Origin of the sequence: Pseudomonas sp. Leaf127, from assembly GCF_001423155.1 — a bacterium.
In the GTDB taxonomy this organism is placed as follows: Bacteria; Pseudomonadota; Gammaproteobacteria; order Pseudomonadales; family Pseudomonadaceae; genus Aquipseudomonas; species Aquipseudomonas ovata.
The window spans coordinates 26,602-43,529 of the sequence record NZ_LMOA01000004.1 but is presented as its reverse complement, the minus strand read 5'-3'; the positions used below and the strand labels follow the sequence as shown (position 1 = coordinate 43,529).

The window sequence follows — 16,928 nt, the reverse complement described above, 5'->3', positions numbered from 1 at the left end:
GGGTGAGACAGCCCGTCCACAAGGCATATGGCCGTGGCAAGGGCAGAGGTTGTCAGGGGCGTTTCGGGCCGCCATTTACGTGTGCAGGCAGGCCGCTACGGACTCTCGACAGCGCTTGATGAACTGAAAGAATGGGCCGGTGGCGAAGTACAGGAATGCGGTGCGCGGACGCGCTGGGATAAAGGCGACATAGGCGACTCACTCATTGTTGTTTTTGTTGTGCGTTATCGTATGACTGTCGCGATTATTAAGAAGCGTGAAAAACTTGTCAACGGCTGGGTTATTAGCCTTAAGTCGCAGGTACTGGAGGTTTCCCGGGCAATTCATAGACATAGCGGCTTGTGGCCAGCTAAAAATAATTAAAAGACATCTGATGACATGCTCGACCGTCCCGATAATGGCCGGTTTGCCCTTGCCTGCCTGGGGTCACCGCCACATTCATCAAACACAAAATAACGTGTTGATCTCTTGCCCGCGACCGGCTGCGTTAGCAGTCGTAAATTTTCAGCGGCCACACAATTTTTGCGAGCGCTGCGCACTCGGTCGCGGGCAAGCGCGCTCCTACCCTGTTTGCTGCGCCTCTGGTGCAGTAGACGATCAGCCCGGCGTCAGCGGGTTGCGCATGCCTTCGAACATGAAACGGGTGGTCATGCGCACGTTCTCGCGGTGCGCCTGCAGGTCGGGCGTGGCGCTGCTGGTCAGGCGCAGCAGTTGCAGATGTGAGTAGTCATTGAGCATGAACGCCGCTTGCATCACGTCCAGGTCAGGGCGCAGCTTGCCGGCGCCTTGCAGCTCGCGCAGCACACCGGCAATCTCGGCCTGCAGGCCGCCGTTGAGTTGGCGATAGGCTTCGGGCAGGTCGGTGCCGCCGGTAAGAATCAGCGGCAGCAGTTCTTTCCACAGCGACGCCGGCAACACGTCGAGGCTGTAGCCCACCAGCAGGCTTTCCATGTGGCAGAGCGCATCGACCGGGTCGTCGATATCGCGCACCTGCTCGCGCAGGTCATGAATGGCGCGACGGTCGGCTTCCCTGACCATTTCCAGAATGATTTCCTGCTTGCTGCCGAAATACTTGAACACCGTAGGCGCCGACACTCCGGCGACCTTGGCGATCTGCTCGATAGTGGTGGCCTGGAAACCCTGGCGCTGAAACAGCTCGATCGCCGCCGAGGCAATGGCCTGGCGTCGCTGCTGCTTTTGATGTTCCCGCAATCCGCTCACATGCACTCCTGAAAATCCCGATCCACAGCCGGATGATAGGCAGCCAGCGTTTCATTGGGCAAATATTTTATTGACTAAAGGTTTTTATAGGTTTAATTATTTTACCCAATTCCAACGCAGAGTCATTTTTCAGGACCCGTCCCATGAGCGAGATTGTCGAGCACCCCCTGGTCAACCAGTACCTGCAAGTCCATTCGGTCGCCAGGGCCGAGCAGGATGAACCTGCCCTGATGCAAGGCTTTCCCGCCGGGCAGGCGCAGCGGGTGACCTGGAGCAACTGGATGCGTCCACCGTTCAACCGTTGGGGCTTTCGGCATCTGGCGCGACTGCGTCCGAGCATCGACGTGCAGGCAGGCCTGTCGAGCGAACCCTTGCCGGTGGCGCTCCAGCCGCTCGACGCGTTTTCGTTCCAGAGCGTGTGCGGCCTGTCGGTCAATGTCATGGACCATTTGCTGGCCAGCAAGACCGACGGCTTTCTGGTCATGCACAAGGGCCAGGTGGTGCACGAGCGCTACTTCAACGGCCAGCAGGCCACTGACCGGCACATCATGTTCTCGGTGACCAAGTCATTGATCGGCACGCTCGGCGAGCAACTGATTCACCAGGGCCTGCTCGATGACACGCTGCAGGCACAGGTCTATGTGCCTGAGCTGCAAGGCAGTGCCTTTGGCGATGCCACGGTGCGCCAACTGTTCGACATGGCCGTGGGCATTGATTACAGCGAGGTCTATGACGACCCCGACTCGGAAAGCTCGCAATACGGTTATGCCTGTGGCTTCCAGCCGGCCCCGGCCGAATACGCCCGCTACGCCTCGCTGTACCAGTACCTGCCGTCATTGCACAAGCGCGGCGAGCATGGCGGCTTCTTTCATTATGTAACCGCCACCACCGAAGCCCTGGCCTGGGTCATGGAGCGCGCCTCGGGCGTTTCGTGTCACACGCTGCTGGAGCCGCTCTGGAAAGCCCTGGGCTGTGAGCGCGACGGCTATTTCATGGCCGACCCTTGGGGCCGCAGTGTCGCCGGCGCCGGCTTCAGCGCCACGCTGCGCGACATGGCCCGCTTCGGCCAGTTGCTGGCCGGTAAAGGGCTGCACAACGGTCAGCCGTTGCTGGCCGTCCAGGCCATCGAGGCGATTGCCGTGGGCAGTGATCCTCTGATCTATGCCGACAACCAGAGCTTTGCGCAATGGACCCCGGGCGCTTCCTACCGTAGCCAGTGGTACGTGTTCAACGATCACAGTCAGGCACTGATGGCCGGCGGCATTCATGGCCAGTACCTGTTCGTCGACCTGGTGTCACAGGTGGTGATCGTCAAGCAGTCCTCATTGCCTGAAGCGGTCACCGACCTCGATGCCGACAGCGTGCGCATGTTCCGCGCCATTACCCGGCACCTGGCGCAGCAGCCGGCCTGATTCGTCCATAACAAGATTTCCGGGCACCGGTTCCACCGGTGTCCTGGCCTGGCCCCGCCAGGCCTTGTGGCCGACTGCGCCACGTTTTCACTGCCCTGTAATACAAAAACAAATGCACAGGAGCTTCATATGTATGCAACGACGCGTTTTTCCTGCGTGCTGCTCGCCTGCGGCCTGCCGTTGGCCAGTTCGTCCACCTGGGCCGGCTATGCCTTCGAGGAGGGCAACCTCAAGGGCGAACTCAACTTCACTGCGGGGGCCGCGACCCTGAGCACGCGCGGGGTGAATTTCGGCGCCGGCCGGGTCGATATTCGCAATGGCAGCAATGGCGGCAGCAAGATTGACTGGCAGGAAATGTATATCAAGCCCGGCGTGACCCTGGATTATGCCCTGGGCAATGACGTCAGCCTGCTGGCCGGCGGCTCGATGGTCGCCGCCACCACCCTGGGCGATGGCGACGCCGGCGGTTTTACCCGCAGCTCCGACGGCAACGCCACCACCGAAGAACTCTACGCCGGCCTGCGCGCCGGGGCGTGGACCTTCACCGCCGGGCGGCAGAACTACAAGATCGGCACCGGCTTTATCGTCATGGACGGCAACCTCGATGCCTTCGGCGACGGCGCCTACTGGCTGGGCCCACGCACCGCGTTCAAGGACTCGGCGATCCTGGCCTGGCACCAGGGGCCCTGGCAGGCCCAAGCGTTCAGCCTGCGCACCGATGATCACCTGGGCGACTTTCGCCTGACCGGTGGCAACCTCGACTACGACCTCAATGGCCAGGTCACCCTGGGCGCCACGGCGCTGAAAGTCGACGCCCTGGCAAGCCAGGGTCGGGTCCAGGCCCGCCGCGACGGCATGCAGGTCTACAACCTGCGCGCGCTCAACGCAAGGCTGCCCGGCCTGCCGAACCTGAACCTCAACGGTGAATACGCCGTCGAGCGCGGCAGCGGCGCAGGGGTCGATTATGACGCCAGTGCCTGGTACGCCCAGGCCGACTACACCTTCGACAGCGTGCCGTTCACGCCCATGCTCGGTTACCGCTACGCAACGTTTTCCGGTGACGACAACCTGGCCGACAACCGCCAGAAAGCCTGGGACCCGCTTGCCAAGGGCTTTGTCGACTGGAGCACCTGGCTGGTCGGCGACGTGGTGGGCAACTACCTGCTGTTCAACAGCAACGAACGGGTCCAGCAGTTCTCGCTCAAGAGCCGCCTCAACGAAGCGTTCACCCTCGGCGCCATCCACTACCAGTTCTGGCTCGACAAGGACAACTACCAGGGCGCGCCGGTCAGTGACCGCCGCTTTGCCGACGAGACGGTGGTGTACCTCGACTGGACGCCCACGCCGCGCTTGTACACCTCGCTGTCCTATAACTGGGTCACGGCCAAGGCTGCTGCCAGACAGGTGTTCGGCAATGACGAGCGCTTCAGCGCTCTTGAGTTGTACTTCACCTACCGCTACTGACCTCGGCGGCATCGCAGATGCCAGGGCTGAACGACATGATGACGACAAACGTGCAAACCGGGCGCTCGTTACCGGCGCTCGAGTGGGTGATGACGATCGAGGTTACGGTCGCGGCCGTTGACCTGGGCGAGAGTGCCGATGGCCGGCGCAGCAACTACCCGATCCTGGGCGGGCACTTCGAAGGGCCTGCCATCCGTGGCCAGGTGCTGGCCGGGGGCGCCGACTTCTATCGGCAACGCGCCGACGGCGTGGGTGAACTGGACGCGCGCTACAGCCTGCAGACCGATCAGGGCGAACTGATCAATATCCACAACACCGGCTTGCTGCTGCTGAGCGAGCAGGGCCGGGCGCTTGAAGCGCAGGGCCACTGGCCGCTCGACCCGATGCACTACCGCTGCACCTGCACGCCACGCTTCCAGGTCCCGCTCGGGCGGCTGGCGTGGTTGAGCCAGGGGACGTTCATCGGGCGTGCGTTGTACCCGGCTTCTGATCAGGTGGTCATCCACTGTTATCGCCTGGCCTGACCGAGCACCCACGGGCGGCGGTGCCGCACCTGACAACGAACTTCACACGCTGGCATGATCGCCGGACGACGGCCAGCCGTACGGGTATTTCTCATGAAAACGACTCATCAAATGACGGTGCGTGCAGCCTGCATCTTTATTGCGGCCGCCTCGATCATCGTGATCGGCGTGCAGCCGATCTTCATCGGCCTGCTCACCGAGCGCCTGGCGCTGACCCTGGTGCAGCAAAGCTGGGTCATGTCAGCCGAGATGTGCGGCTCGATTGTCGGCACCTTGTTGTGCCTGCCGATGATCCGTCGCCTGGGGGCACGCAGCATCGGCCTGAGCACAGGGCTGTTGTTGTTTCTGTCCAACTTCTTTACCGCCAGTGTCTTGCAGTTCGACCACCTGATGGCCTTGCGCCTGGTGTCGGGCGTGTGCGCCGGCGTGCTGTACTCGTACGCCATCTACTGCCTGGGCCGGATGAGTGGCCCGGACCGTTCCTACGGCATCCTGCTGTTCGTACAGACGGCGCTGTTTGCCTTCAGCGCGGTGGTCATGCCGATGGTTGCCGAGCGCTGGGGTTTTTACTGGGCGATCGGGTTCCTGACCGGCTGGTATGCGCTGGTGTGCCTGGCCTGCCTGTGCCTGCCGGCCCGGCAGGTCGACGAGGTGGTACCGGCGCGTACAGGCGGGCACCTGTCGGGGCTGACAATCATCGGAGTCTGCTCGCTGGCCGGCATGCTGTTGCTGCAGTTGTCGATCTATTCATTGTGGGGCTTCGTCGAAGGCATCGGCAGTGACGCCGGCATTGCCCCGGTAGACATTGGCTGGGCAATCAGCATGGGCCTGCTGGGCGGCTTGCCGGGTGCGGCCTTGCCCAGCCTGCTGGGGCGCCGGTTGGGACGGGTGCCGATGATCCTAGCCGGCTCGTTGATCGTGCTGGTGTCGATCTTCATGCTGGCCTACCGCATTCATGACACGGTGGACCTGGCGCTGGCGGTGTTCCTGATGAACCTGGGCTGGAACCTGGCCTTGTCCTACTACATGTCCTCGGTCGTCACCCACGACCCGCAGGGGCGCCTGACCCGGCTGGTGGGCGTGGTGCAGGTCTCGGCCGCCGCCGCCGCGCCGACCCTGCTGGCGTTGTTCATGCAGGAAGACGGCCGGCAAAGCATCTTCGTGCTGTCGGCGGCCACGATCATGCTCGGCGGCGTGCTGATGCTGGTCATGCTGGCCCTGACCCGCAAGCATGCCGGCGATTCATCGCTGGGCACCTCTTCGTAATCGGCATTGTCGCCAGGCGGCCCGCAGCGGGTCGCCGTTTTCCAACGCCTGTGCAAAAAGGTGAAGCCATGTTTACCACGTTACGTGCACAAATCATTTGCCTGGCCGGTGTCTGCCTGGCGCTGCTGACCGGCGTGCTGGTCACGCTGGCAAGCCTGGGCATGGGCGAGCACCTGCCCCTGCTGGGAATCCTGGCGTTTGTCGTGCTGATGACGGCGGTGGCCGTGGCCACGGCCCGGATCGTCAGCCCGCTGCGCACCCTGGCAGCCATGCTCGGGCAGATGGCCCACGGCCGCGCCGACCTGTCCACCCGGCTCGACGATGCCCGTGCCGGTGAGCTGGGAAGGGTGATGCGTGATATGAATGCCTTTCTCGATCAATGGCAGCCGGTCATCCAGCAGGTGCAGAGGGCGGTGGGCCAAGCGACCGCTGTGACAACCCGTTCGATCCAGGCCGGCGAGCAGAACCTGGCGGCCATGGACCGGCAGCGGCTGGACATTGTCCAGGTTGCCACGGCGGTGCAGCAGATGACCGTCGCCGCCCAGGACATCGCCCGCAGTACCGCGTCGGCGGCGCAGACAGCCGGTGGCATTCTGCAGACCATCGAGGACGGCACCGGGCTGATCGAGCGCACCACGACCCTGGTCGCCAGCCAGGTCGATGAGCTGGCCCGGGCCGACCAGCAAGTCGAGCAGCTGTCGGCCAAGAGCGGGCGCATCGGCAGTGTGCTGGACATCATTCGCGACATCGCCGAGCAGACCAACCTGCTGGCCTTGAACGCGGCCATCGAGGCCGCGCGTGCCGGTGACCACGGGCGCGGTTTTGCCGTGGTGGCCGACGAGGTGCGCAACCTGGCCAGGCGCACCCAGCACTCGGTCGAGGAAACGCGCAGCATTATCGAGGCCCTGCAACAGGACACCGCCGGTGTCGTGCAGTCGATGGCCGCCAATCAACAGCGTGGCCGCGAGACGGCGCAGCTGTTCGACACGCTGATCGAGTCGTTGTACGGCGTAGGCGAGGGCGTGATACAGATGTCGGCCATGAACAGCCAGATCGACGGCGCCGCCCAGCAACAGCACGTGGCATGCGAGCAGATCAATGCCGGCGTCACCCGCGTACGCACCCTGGCGGCCGACCTGGACCACCACGCCCGGACCGCACTGACCGACCTGGCCACCCTGCACACCTGCGCCACCGACCCGCACGCCTTGCTGCGCGCTTGCCCGCGACCGGCTGCGTTAGCAGTCGTAAATTTGTGGCGTTTCGCAGATTTCTGCGAGCGCTGCGCACTCGGTCGCGGTGGTCCGGCATACCGGCAAGCGCGCTCCTACCACCTGCTCCAGGGTTTCCCGCAGGCGCGGTGTCAGTTCATCGGCTGCGCAGCAGTCGTAAATTTTCAGCGGCCACACAATTTTTGCGAGCGCTACCGCACTCGGTCGCGGGCAAGCGCGCTCCTACCAGTGCAGTACAGTGCATCAAGACAGTGTTGCCACCTGCTCCAGGGTTTCGCGCAGGCGCGGGGTCAGTTCGTCGAACAGGGTCTGCACCGCGCGCAGGTCGCGGCAGTCCGGGCGGGTCAACAGCCAGACTTCGGTGCTGCAGCCCACCAGCGGCGCGCTCAGGGCTTCGACGCCGTGCAGGTCGCAGGCGGTGAAGTCGGTCAGGGCCGCCACACCCAGGCCGGCGCTGACCAGTTGCGCCACCGCCGCCATGCTGCTGCAACGATAGCGTGGCACCACCTGTGGATAAGTACGTTCGCGCCAGGTCACCGACACATGGTCAGGCATCGAATCGTCCGGGGCCACCCACGGCACCGAGGCCGGATCGTCGTGCAGGGCCTGGCGAAAATCCGGGTGCCCGCAGATCACATAGGCGGCGCTGCCCAGGTGGCGACCGACCAGATGTTCCGGTGGCGTATCGGTCAGGCGCAGGGCGATGTCGGCATCGCGGCGGCTCAGGTTGGCAAAATTGTTGGACGTCGACAGTTCCAGGTTCAGCGCCGGATACCCCGGCATGAAGCGCGCCAGCGCCGGCAGCATCAGGCTGTGCAGCACCGCCTCGGTGCAGGTCAGGTGTACGGTGCCGCTGACCACCTGTTCGCCCTGGCGCAAGGCCATGCGCGCCGCGCCCAAGGCCTGTTCGGCGCGCTCGGCCTGCTCGGCCATGGCCTGCGCGACCTCGTTGGGCACATAGCCGCGCCGGCTCTTTTCGAACAGCGCACTGCCCAGCGCGCTTTCCAGCCGTCTTATCGAACGGAACACCGTCGAGATGTCGACCTGCAGCAATTCCGAGGCCCGCGCCAGGGAGCGTCCGCGCACCAGCGCCAGGACCAGGGCGAGGTCGTTGTGGTTGATCTCATATTGCATGGATGCAAACTCAGGTTGCCAAAACGCCAATATTTATTGCATCGATTGTAATTTACAGTGAGTTCGCGCTGCCAAGCTGTTTCGGCAGATCGCCATGAAAAAGCGTCAAACAGTCAACTTTCGGGGCTCAAGGCAGAACACAAACAAGAATGCCGCTCTCGCTTCATACGCCGCCTGCTTGTCCATCCTGCCGTCTGCAATGCCCCACACAAAAACCATCAAAGGTGTTCAATCATGTCGTCGGTATCCCCGCGCGCCATCGTCTCCAGTGAAGTCAGTGAGTTCCTGCGTACTCACCCCGAAGTGCAATATGTCGACCTGCTGATCTCTGACATGAACGGCGTGGTGCGCGGCAAGCGCATCGAGCGTCCCAGCCTGCACAAGGTCTACGAGCGCGGCATCAACCTGCCGGCCTCGCTGTTCGCACTGGACATCAATGGCTCGACGGTGGAAAGCACCGGCCTGGGCCTGGACATCGGCGATTCGGACCGGGTCTGCTACCCGATCCCCGGCACCCTGGCCTACGAGCCCTGGCAGAAGCGCCCCACCGCGCAACTGCTGATGACCATGCACGAACTCGACGGCGAGCCGTTCTTCGCCGACCCGCGCGAAGTGCTGCGCCAGATCGTTGCCAAGTTCGATGCGCTGGGCCTGACCATCTGCGCCGCCTTCGAGCTGGAGTTCTACCTGATCGACCAGGAGAACATCAACGGCCGCCCGCAACCGCCGCGCTCGCCCATTTCCGGCAAGCGCCCGCACTCGACCCAGGTGTACCTGATCGACGACCTGGACGAGTACGCCGAATGCCTGCAGGACATTCTCGAAGGCGCCAAGGAGCAGGGCATCCCGGCCGACGCCATCGTCAAGGAAAGTGCACCGGCGCAGTTCGAGGTCAACCTGCACCACGTCGAGGACGCGCTGCTGGCCTGCGACTACGCCGTGCTGCTCAAGCGCCTGATCAAGAACATTGCCTACGACCATGAGATGGACACCACCTTCATGGCCAAGCCCTACCCGGGCCAGGCCGGCAACGGCCTGCATGTACACATCTCGTTGCTCGACAAGGCCACCGGCCAGAACATCTTTGCCACCGAAGACCCCGAGCAGCATGCGCCGTTGCGCCATGCCATCGCCGGCATTCTGGAAACCATGCCGGCCTCGATGGCGTTCCTGTGCCCCAACGTCAATTCGTACCGCCGTTTTGGCGCGCAGTTCTATGTGCCCAATGCGCCGAGCTGGGGCATGGACAACCGCACGGTCGCGGTGCGCGTGCCGACCGGCAACCCCGCCGCCATCCGTATCGAGCAGCGCGTGGCCGGCGCCGACGCCAACCCGTACCTGATGATGTCGGCGATCCTGGCCGGCATCCACCACGGCCTGACGCAAAAGCTCGAACCCTGCGCGCCGATCGAGGGCAACTCCTACGAGCAACTGGACCAGAGCCTGCCGAACAACCTGCGCGATGCCCTGCGCGAACTGGACGACAGCGAAATCATGAACCAGTACATCAGCCCCGCGTACATCGACATCTTCGTGGCGTGCAAGGAAAGCGAAATGGCCGAGTTCGAAGTCTCGATCTCCGACCTGGAATACAACTGGTATCTGCACACGGTGTAGGCGCGCGCTCTGCCGGAATGCCGGACCACCGCGACCGGCTGCGTTAGCAGTCGTAAATTTTCAGCGTCTACACAATTTTTGCGAGCGCTTCGCACTCGGTCGCGGGCAGAGCGCGCTCCTACAGGCCATGCGGTGTCATTTCAACAAGAGAACAACCATGAACATTCCGCCACGTGATTACTGGGAACAGCTGTTCCAGAACCTGACCATCGAAGGCCGGGCCTTTATCGATGGCAAGTATGTCGCCGCCGTCTGCGATGCGACCTTCGATTGCCAGAGCCCGGTCGACGGCCGCCTGCTGGCCCAGGTGGCCAGTTGCGATGTCGATGACGTCAACCGCGCGGTCAGCGTCGCCCGTGCCCGCTTCGACAGCGGTGTCTGGGCGCGCCAGGCGCCAGCGGCGCGCAAGCAGGTGCTGATTCGCTTTGCCGAGCTGATGCAGGCCAACGCCCATGAACTGGCGCTGCTGGAAACCCTCGACATGGGCAAGCCGATTGCCGATGCCGTAAAGATCGACGTGCCCGGCGCGGCCAACGCCATTCGCTGGAGCGCCGAGGCGGTCGACAAGCTGTATGACGAAGTCGCCGCCACCCCGCACGACCAGCTCGGCCTGGTCACCCGCGAGGCGGTCGGCGTGGTGGCGGCCATCGTGCCGTGGAATTTCCCGCTGATGATGGCTTGCTGGAAGCTGGGGCCGGCACTGGCAGCCGGCAACTCGGTGATCCTCAAACCGTCCGAGAAATCGCCGCTGACCGCGATCCGCATCGCCGCACTGGCGGTCGAGGCCGGGCTGCCGGCCGGGGTACTCAACGTGCTGCCCGGTTTCGGCCACACGGCTGGCAAGGCTTTGGGCCTGCACATGGACATCGACACCCTGGTGTTCACCGGCTCCACGCGCATTGCCAAGCAACTGATGGTCTATGCCGGCGAGTCGAACATGAAGCGCGTCTGGCTGGAAGCCGGCGGCAAGAGCCCCAACATCGTCTTCGCCGATGCACCGGACTTGCAGGCGGCAGCCGAAGCCGCCGCCAGCGCCATTGCCTTCAACCAGGGCGAGGTGTGCACCGCCGGTTCCCGCCTGCTGGTCGAGCGCTCGATCAAGGCGCGCTTCGTGCCCATGGTGGTCGAAGCGCTCAAGCAGTGGCAGCCCGGCCACGCCCTGGACCCTGCCACCCGGGTCGGCGCGCTGGTGGACGCCACGCAGCTGGACACCGTGCTGGGCTACATCGAGGCCGGGCATGAGGACGGCGCGCACCTGCTCAGCGGCGGTCGGCGCACCTTGCAGGAGACTGGCGGGCTGTATGTCGAGCCGACCCTGTTCGATGGCGTCGACAACGCCATGCGCATCGCTCGCGAGGAAATCTTTGGTCCTGTGCTGTCGGTGATGACCTTCGACAGCGTCGAAGAAGCCATCCGCATCGCCAACGACACCGTCTACGGCCTGGCCGCCGGGGTCTGGACCGCGGATCTGTCCAGGGCACACCTGACCGCCAGGGCGCTGCGCGCCGGCAGCGTATGGGTCAATCAATACGATGGCGGCGACATGACCGCGCCGTTCGGGGGCTTCAAACAGTCGGGCAACGGTCGCGACAAGTCGCTGCATGCCTTCGACAAGTACACCGAACTCAAAGCCACCTGGATCAAGTTGTAAGGGCGCAGGCCTCCTGCGCCCCGGAGAATCGACCATGCAGCAACATGTACAGAGCTACTACGCCGACTCGCGCAACCGCCACGACGAGTACCCGGTGCTGACCGAAGCCATCGAGACTGATGTCTGTGTGATCGGCGCCGGCTACACCGGGCTGTCGACCGCCTTGTTCCTGCTGGAACACGGCTTTTCGGTCACGGTGCTGGAGGCGGCCAAGGTCGGCTTCGGCGCTTCGGGGCGCAACGGCGGGCAGATCGTCAACAGCTACAGCCGCGACATCGATGTCATCGAGAAGACCGTCGACCCGCACCAGGCGCGCCTGCTGGGGGACATGGCCTTCGAAGGTGGACGTATCATCCGCGAGCGGGTGGCCAGGTACGGCATCCAGTGCGATTTGAAGAACGGTGGTGTGTTCGCGGCCCTGACCAGCCGGCAGATGGGTCACCTGGAGTCGCAACAACAGCTCTGGGAGCGCTATGGCCATAAACAGCTGGAGTTGCTCGACACCGCACGCATCCAGCAGATCGTTGGCACCGACCGCTATGTGGGCGGCATGCTCGACATGAGCGGCGGCCATATCCACCCGCTGAACCTGGCGCTGGGCGAGGCTGCAGCAGTGGCCAGCCTGGGCGGGCGTATTCATGAGCAAAGCCCGGCCACGCGTATCGACCGTGGGCCGAACCCGGTGGTGCATACGCCGCTGGGCCAGGTCCGGGCGAAGTTCGTGGTCGTGGCCGGCAACGCCTACCTGGGGGACCTGATCCCGGAGCTGGCAGCCAAGTCGATGCCGTGCGGCACCCAGGTGATCACTACCGAACCGTTGGACGATGAACTGGCCAACAGCCTGTTGCCGCAGGACTATTGCGTCGAAGACTGCAACTACCTGCTCGACTATTACCGCCTCAGCGCCGACAAGCGTCTGATCTTCGGTGGCGGCGTGGTGTATGGCGCCCGTGATCCGGCCGACATCGAGGCGATCATCCGGCCCAAGCTGCTCAAGGTCTTCCCGCAGCTGAAAAACGTCAAGTTCGACTACACCTGGACCGGCAACTTCCTGCTGACCCTGTCGCGCTTGCCGCAGGTTGGCCGGTTGGGCGACAACATCTACTACTCCCAGGGCTGCAGCGGCCATGGCGTGACCTACACCCACCTGGCCGGCAAGCTGCTGGCCGAGGCCCTGCGCGGCCAGGCCGAGCGCTTCGACGCCTTTGCCGGCCTGCCGCACTACCCGTTCCCGGGCGGGCGCCTGCTGCGTGTGCCGTTCACGGCGCTGGGGGCTTCGTACTACCAACTGCGCGACCGGCTGGGGGTGTAAACCCCCGCCGGGTAGGAGCGCGCTTGCCCGCGACCGGCTGCGTTAGCAGTCGTAAATTTGTAGCGTTTCGCAGATTTCGAATGTGTTCACACGCATAAATTTGTGGCGTTTCATCAATTTTGCGAGCGCTACGCACTCGGTCGCGGGCAAGCGCGCTCCTACCGGGGGCGGCTGTACCGTCAGATACGGATTTATCACGAATATTGCTTTGATGCGGGGATCCACCATGTCTCGTCTTCCTCTGATTGGCGTCACCGCCTGCCGGCAGATGCTGGGTAAATACGCCTCGCACACCGTGGGCGACAAATACGTCGAGGCGGCGGCCTTTGCCGGCCTGCCGCTGGTTTTGCCGGCCCTGAGCACGCCCACCGACCCACAGCTGTTGCTGCAACAGCTCGACGGCATCCTGTTCACCGGCTCGCCCAGCAATGTCGAACCACACCACTACCAGGGCGCGCCCAGTGCCGAAGGCACGCAGCATGACCCTTTGCGCGATGCCACGACCTTGCCGCTGCTGCGTGCGGCCATCGCCCAAGGCGTGCCGGTGATGTGCATCTGCCGGGGTTTCCAGGAACTCAACGTGACCCTGGGCGGCACCTTGCATCAGCGGGTGCAGGAACTGCCGGGCTTTCTCGACCACCGCGAGCCGCACAGTGACTCGCTGGCCGAGCAGTACGCGCCGCAACATGGCGTGACGGTGCAACCGGGCGGGGTGCTGGAGCGCCTGGGCCTGGCCACGCAGTTTCAGGTCAACTCCCTGCACAGCCAGGGCATCGACCGGCTCGCCCCGGGCCTGCGCGCCGAAGCGCTGGCGCCCGACGGGCTGATCGAAGCGGTGTCGACCCAGGATTCGCCAGGCTTTGTGCTGGGTGTGCAATGGCACCCCGAATGGCGCTTTCTGGAAAATCCCGAATCGCTGCGCCTGTTCGAAGCGTTTCGTGAGGCCTGCCAGGCCTACGCGCAGACACGCAACCCGTCGTAGGCGTGGCGTTGGCCGCGAATGATGCGCCGCACGATCAGGTGGCGCCCGTTCTCGGTTGAAACCGGTCCTACAGGCCAATAATTCCAATAAAGCGGCGGACACTGAATGAGTCACAACGGCGAAACTTCTGCGCGCACCAGTTCCAAGGGGCTGGCCAGTGGCAGCCTGGGCCTGCTGGCCTGCGTGGTGCTGGGCATCTCGACCATCGCGCCGGTCTATACCCTGACCGGTGCGCTGGGCCCGACCGTGCGCGAGGTCGGCGCGCACCTGCCGGCGATCTTCCTGGTGGGCTTTATCCCCATGTTGCTGGTCGCCCTGGGCTACCGCGAGCTCAACGCTGCCGAACCCGACAGCGGCACCTCGTTCACCTGGTCGGCACGCGCCTTCGGGCCGGTGATGGGCTGGATCGGCGGCTGGGGGCTGGTGGCCGCCACCACCATCGTACTGTCGAACCTGGCCGGGGTGGCGGTGGATTTCTTCTACCTGTTCCTGGGCCAGTTGACCGGCCGCGCCGAGCTCATCGCCCTGAGCGATAACGTGTGGATCAACATCCTGACCTGTTGTGCGTTCATCGGCATCGCGGTGTGGATCTGCTGCCGCGGCATCGGCACCACCATGGGCGTGCAGTACGTGCTGGTGGCGCTGCAACTGTTCGTGCTGCTGGGCTTTTGCATCGCTGCCTTTGGCCAATCCCCGCAGGGCCCTGCGCTGGCATTCGACCTCAACTGGTTCAACCCCTGGAGCATCGGCTCGTTCTCCTCGTTTGCCGCCGGGCTGTCGCTGTCGATCTTCATTTTCTGGGGCTGGGACGTGTGCCTGACCGTCAGCGAAGAATCGGTCAGCAGCCATGCCGTGCCAGGCCGGGCCGCCGCGCTCACCGTGCTGGTGATCCTGGGGCTGTACCTGGTGACCGCGATTGCCACCCTGCGCTTTGCCGGCGTGGCCGACCAGGGCCTGGGGCTGGGCAACCCGACCATCCAGGAAAACGTCTTCGCCCACCTGGCCGGTCCGGTGATGGGCCCGCTGGCGATCCTGATGTCCATCGCTGTGCTGGCCAGCACCGCCGCCTCCTTGCAGTCGACCTTCATTTCGCCGGCCCGCACGCTGTTCGCCATGGGCTACTACCAGGCCCTGCCCAAGCGCTTTGCCAGCATCTGCCCGCGCTCGCTGACACCACGCTTTGCCACCCTGTGCGCCGGCGCTGCGGCGGCGATCTTCTACGTCAGCATGCGCCTGCTCAGCGAGAACGTGCTGGCCGACACCATCACCGCGCTGGGCATGATGATCTGCTTTTACTATTCGCTGACCGCCTTTGCCTGCGTGTGGTATTTCCGCGCCAGCCTGTTCGACAGCCTGCGCCATTTCCTGCTGCGCGGCCTGTGCCCGCTGCTGGGCGGCAGCGCGCTGGCGGTGATCTTTGCGCAGACGGCCGTGGACAGCGCTTCGCCTGACTTCGGCAGCGGCTCGCACATCGGCGGAGTAGGGCTGGTGTGCATCATTGCCGTGGTGATCCTGCTGCTGGGCGTGGTGCTGATGGGCATCTTCCGCTGGCTGATCCCGGCGTACTTTTCCGGGCAGACCTTGCAACGGGCGACCCTGCGTGCACCGCAAGCGCTGGAAGCCGGAGCCTGAATCATGCACACCGAGCAAGGGCTGCTGCGCCTGTCGATTGCCGTCACCGTGCTGGTGGCGGCCTTCGGCATTGTCTTCGGCCTGCTGTCGGGCTCGTTCTCGATTGTCTTCGACGGGGTCTATTCGCTGGCCGATGCGAGCATGAGTGTGCTGGCGCTGATCGTCGCCACGCTGATCCGCCGGCACACCACCGAGGGCGAGGCCAGCCGGCGCCTGGCCGAGCGCTTCAACATGGGCTTCTGGCACCTGGAGCCGATGGTGCTGGCGATCAACGGCACCTTGCTGTGCGGGGTGTCGCTGTATGCGCTGATCAACGCCATCGGCAGCCTGCTCAATGGCGGGCGGCACCTGGAATTCGGCTTTGCGATTGTCTATGCGGGGTTGACCACCCTGGTGTGTTTCAGCCTGGCGGCGCTGGCGTTTCGGGCCAATAAACGCATCCGTTCGGATTTCGTGGCGCTGGACGCCAAGGCCTGGGTCATGTCCGGCAGCATCTCATTGGCACTGCTGATCGCCTTTATTGTCGGGGCACTGGTGGAGGGCACGGCCTATGCCTGGCTGGCGCCGTATATCGACCCGGCCGTGCTGGCGATCATCTGCCTGATCATCATCCCCATTCCGCTGCTGACCATCCGCCAGGCGTTTTCGGATGTGCTGATGGTGACCCCGCCGGCCCTCAAGCAAGCGGTCGACGAAGTGGCCGCGCAAGTGGTGGCCCGCTATGGCTTTATCGACTGGCAGGCCTATGTGGCCAAGGTCGGTCGCGCCCGGCAGATCGAGCTGTACTTCATCGTGCCCCAGGACTGGCCGGCCTGGACCCTGGCCGAGTGGGACGCGGTGCGCGATGTCGTGGGCGAGGCCATCGGTGCCGAAGGCCCGAACCGCTGGCTGACCATCGCCTTTACCACTGACCCGCAGTGGGCGCGCTGATTACTGCACGCGCTCGCCCAGCGCCTTGCGGCAATGCACCATTGCATCGCGGATCATGAAATTGACCAGGGTCGGCGACACGCCCAGTTCCTTGGCGATGTCCTTTTGCGGTACACCGTGCAAGCGATAGCTTTCAAAGGCGTAGCGGGTGCGCCTGGGCAGTTCGCCAAGTGCGGCGTCGACGATCATCAGCGTTTCATGGTCCAGGTTCTGGCTTTCCGGGGTGGAGCCCTGGATGGCGACGTTCAGGCCTTCCTCTTCGGTGCCGGAGTATTTCTGCTCCATGGCCTGCTTGCGGTAGTGATCGATCGCCAGGTTACGCACGATACGAAAGACATAACTGATCTGTGCTCTGAGGGGCAGCGCCATTTTTGGCGTCTTGGCCAGTCTCAGAAAGGCATCCTGCACCACATCTTCAGCCCGACTGTGGCAGCCGGTGATCCGCGCCGCCGTTTTGATCAGGGTGGTACGGTTATCCAGTAAGGCTTCCAGAAGTGACGGTGCAGAAGTCTCTTGAGCGGGCTTTACGGATCCATATTCCTGCATGATTG

14 protein-coding genes and 2 pseudogenes are annotated in these 16,928 nt (G+C 64.0%); 13 read left to right on the top strand and 3 right to left on the bottom strand.

Going from position 1 to position 16,928, the window contains the following annotated elements; translation table 11 throughout:
- The first annotated feature begins 33 nt into the window (after window positions 1–33).
- Window positions 34–363, top strand: a complete 330-nt coding sequence (locus ASF84_RS28980; protein ID WP_156684155.1) for a hypothetical protein — start codon at window positions 34–36, stop codon at window positions 361–363.
- 234 nt (window positions 364–597) lie between these two features.
- Here ASF84_RS28980 and ASF84_RS05075 read toward each other — a convergent pair whose 3' ends face one another.
- Window positions 598–1,221, bottom strand: coding sequence for a TetR/AcrR family transcriptional regulator (locus ASF84_RS05075; protein WP_056835918.1), 624 nt, complete (start codon window positions 1,219–1,221; stop codon window positions 598–600).
- A gap of 143 nt (window positions 1,222–1,364) precedes the next feature.
- On the opposite strand from ASF84_RS05075, the gene ASF84_RS05070 reads away from it, so the two are divergent.
- The 6 genes and pseudogenes from ASF84_RS05070 to ASF84_RS30110 all read left to right on the top strand — a co-directional run.
- A complete protein-coding gene (locus ASF84_RS05070) occupies window positions 1,365–2,633 on the top strand; it encodes a serine hydrolase domain-containing protein (protein WP_056835915.1) in 1,269 nt (422 codons plus the stop codon).
- Between the two features lie 129 nt (window positions 2,634–2,762).
- Window positions 2,763–4,097: a hypothetical protein gene (locus tag ASF84_RS05065; protein WP_056835913.1), complete on the top strand. Its 1,335-nt coding sequence runs from the start codon at window positions 2,763–2,765 to the stop codon at window positions 4,095–4,097.
- Between the two features lie 35 nt (window positions 4,098–4,132).
- Entirely contained in the window at window positions 4,133–4,621 is a 489-nt protein-coding gene (locus tag ASF84_RS05060) for a DUF3237 domain-containing protein (RefSeq protein WP_330219663.1), read from the top strand.
- Window positions 4,622–4,714: 93 nt separating this feature from the next.
- Entirely contained in the window at window positions 4,715–5,887 is a 1,173-nt protein-coding gene (locus ASF84_RS05055; RefSeq protein WP_056835911.1) for an MFS transporter, read from the top strand.
- A 68-nt stretch (window positions 5,888–5,955) separates the two neighbouring features.
- Window positions 5,956–6,207, top strand: a pseudogene (locus ASF84_RS30115) (hypothetical protein); the annotation flags it as partial.
- A 396-nt stretch (window positions 6,208–6,603) separates the two neighbouring features.
- Window positions 6,604–6,951 (top strand): annotated as a pseudogene (locus ASF84_RS30110) (methyl-accepting chemotaxis protein); the annotation flags it as partial.
- A 411-nt stretch (window positions 6,952–7,362) separates the two neighbouring features.
- Here ASF84_RS30110 and ASF84_RS05045 read toward each other — a convergent pair.
- Window positions 7,363–8,253, bottom strand: coding sequence for a LysR family transcriptional regulator (locus ASF84_RS05045; protein WP_056835909.1), 891 nt, complete (start codon window positions 8,251–8,253; stop codon window positions 7,363–7,365).
- A 234-nt stretch (window positions 8,254–8,487) separates the two neighbouring features.
- Here ASF84_RS05045 and ASF84_RS05040 point away from each other — a divergent pair, with 234 nt between their 5' ends.
- The 6 genes from ASF84_RS05040 (at window position 8,488) to ASF84_RS05010 (ending at window position 16,377) form a co-directional block, all read left to right on the top strand.
- Window positions 8,488–9,870 carry a glutamine synthetase family protein gene (locus tag ASF84_RS05040; protein WP_056835908.1) on the top strand — a complete coding sequence of 461 codons (1,383 nt, stop codon included), beginning with the start codon at window positions 8,488–8,490 and terminating at the stop codon, window positions 9,868–9,870.
- A 157-nt stretch (window positions 9,871–10,027) separates the two neighbouring features.
- On the top strand, window positions 10,028–11,521 hold the full coding sequence (locus tag ASF84_RS05035) for an aldehyde dehydrogenase (protein WP_056835906.1): 1,494 nt from the start codon (window positions 10,028–10,030) through the stop codon (window positions 11,519–11,521).
- A 34-nt stretch (window positions 11,522–11,555) separates the two neighbouring features.
- Window positions 11,556–12,833, top strand: a complete 1,278-nt coding sequence (locus ASF84_RS05030) for an NAD(P)/FAD-dependent oxidoreductase (protein WP_056835904.1) — start codon at window positions 11,556–11,558, stop codon at window positions 12,831–12,833.
- 226 nt (window positions 12,834–13,059) lie between these two features.
- Window positions 13,060–13,815: a gamma-glutamyl-gamma-aminobutyrate hydrolase family protein gene (locus tag ASF84_RS05020; protein WP_056835900.1), complete on the top strand. Its 756-nt coding sequence runs from the start codon at window positions 13,060–13,062 to the stop codon at window positions 13,813–13,815.
- 105 nt (window positions 13,816–13,920) lie between these two features.
- Window positions 13,921–15,447: an APC family permease gene (locus ASF84_RS05015; protein ID WP_056835899.1), complete on the top strand. Its 1,527-nt coding sequence runs from the start codon at window positions 13,921–13,923 to the stop codon at window positions 15,445–15,447.
- A 3-nt stretch (window positions 15,448–15,450) separates the two neighbouring features.
- On the top strand, window positions 15,451–16,377 hold the full coding sequence (locus ASF84_RS05010) for a cation diffusion facilitator family transporter (protein WP_056835897.1): 927 nt from the start codon (window positions 15,451–15,453) through the stop codon (window positions 16,375–16,377).
- On the opposite strand, the gene ASF84_RS05005 is transcribed toward ASF84_RS05010, so the two are convergent.
- The gene (locus tag ASF84_RS05005; RefSeq protein WP_056835895.1) at window positions 16,378–16,923 is read right to left on the bottom strand and encodes an RNA polymerase factor sigma-70; all 546 of its coding nucleotides are present in this window, start codon (window positions 16,921–16,923) and stop codon (window positions 16,378–16,380) included.
- Between the last annotated feature and the right edge of the window lie 5 nt (window positions 16,924–16,928).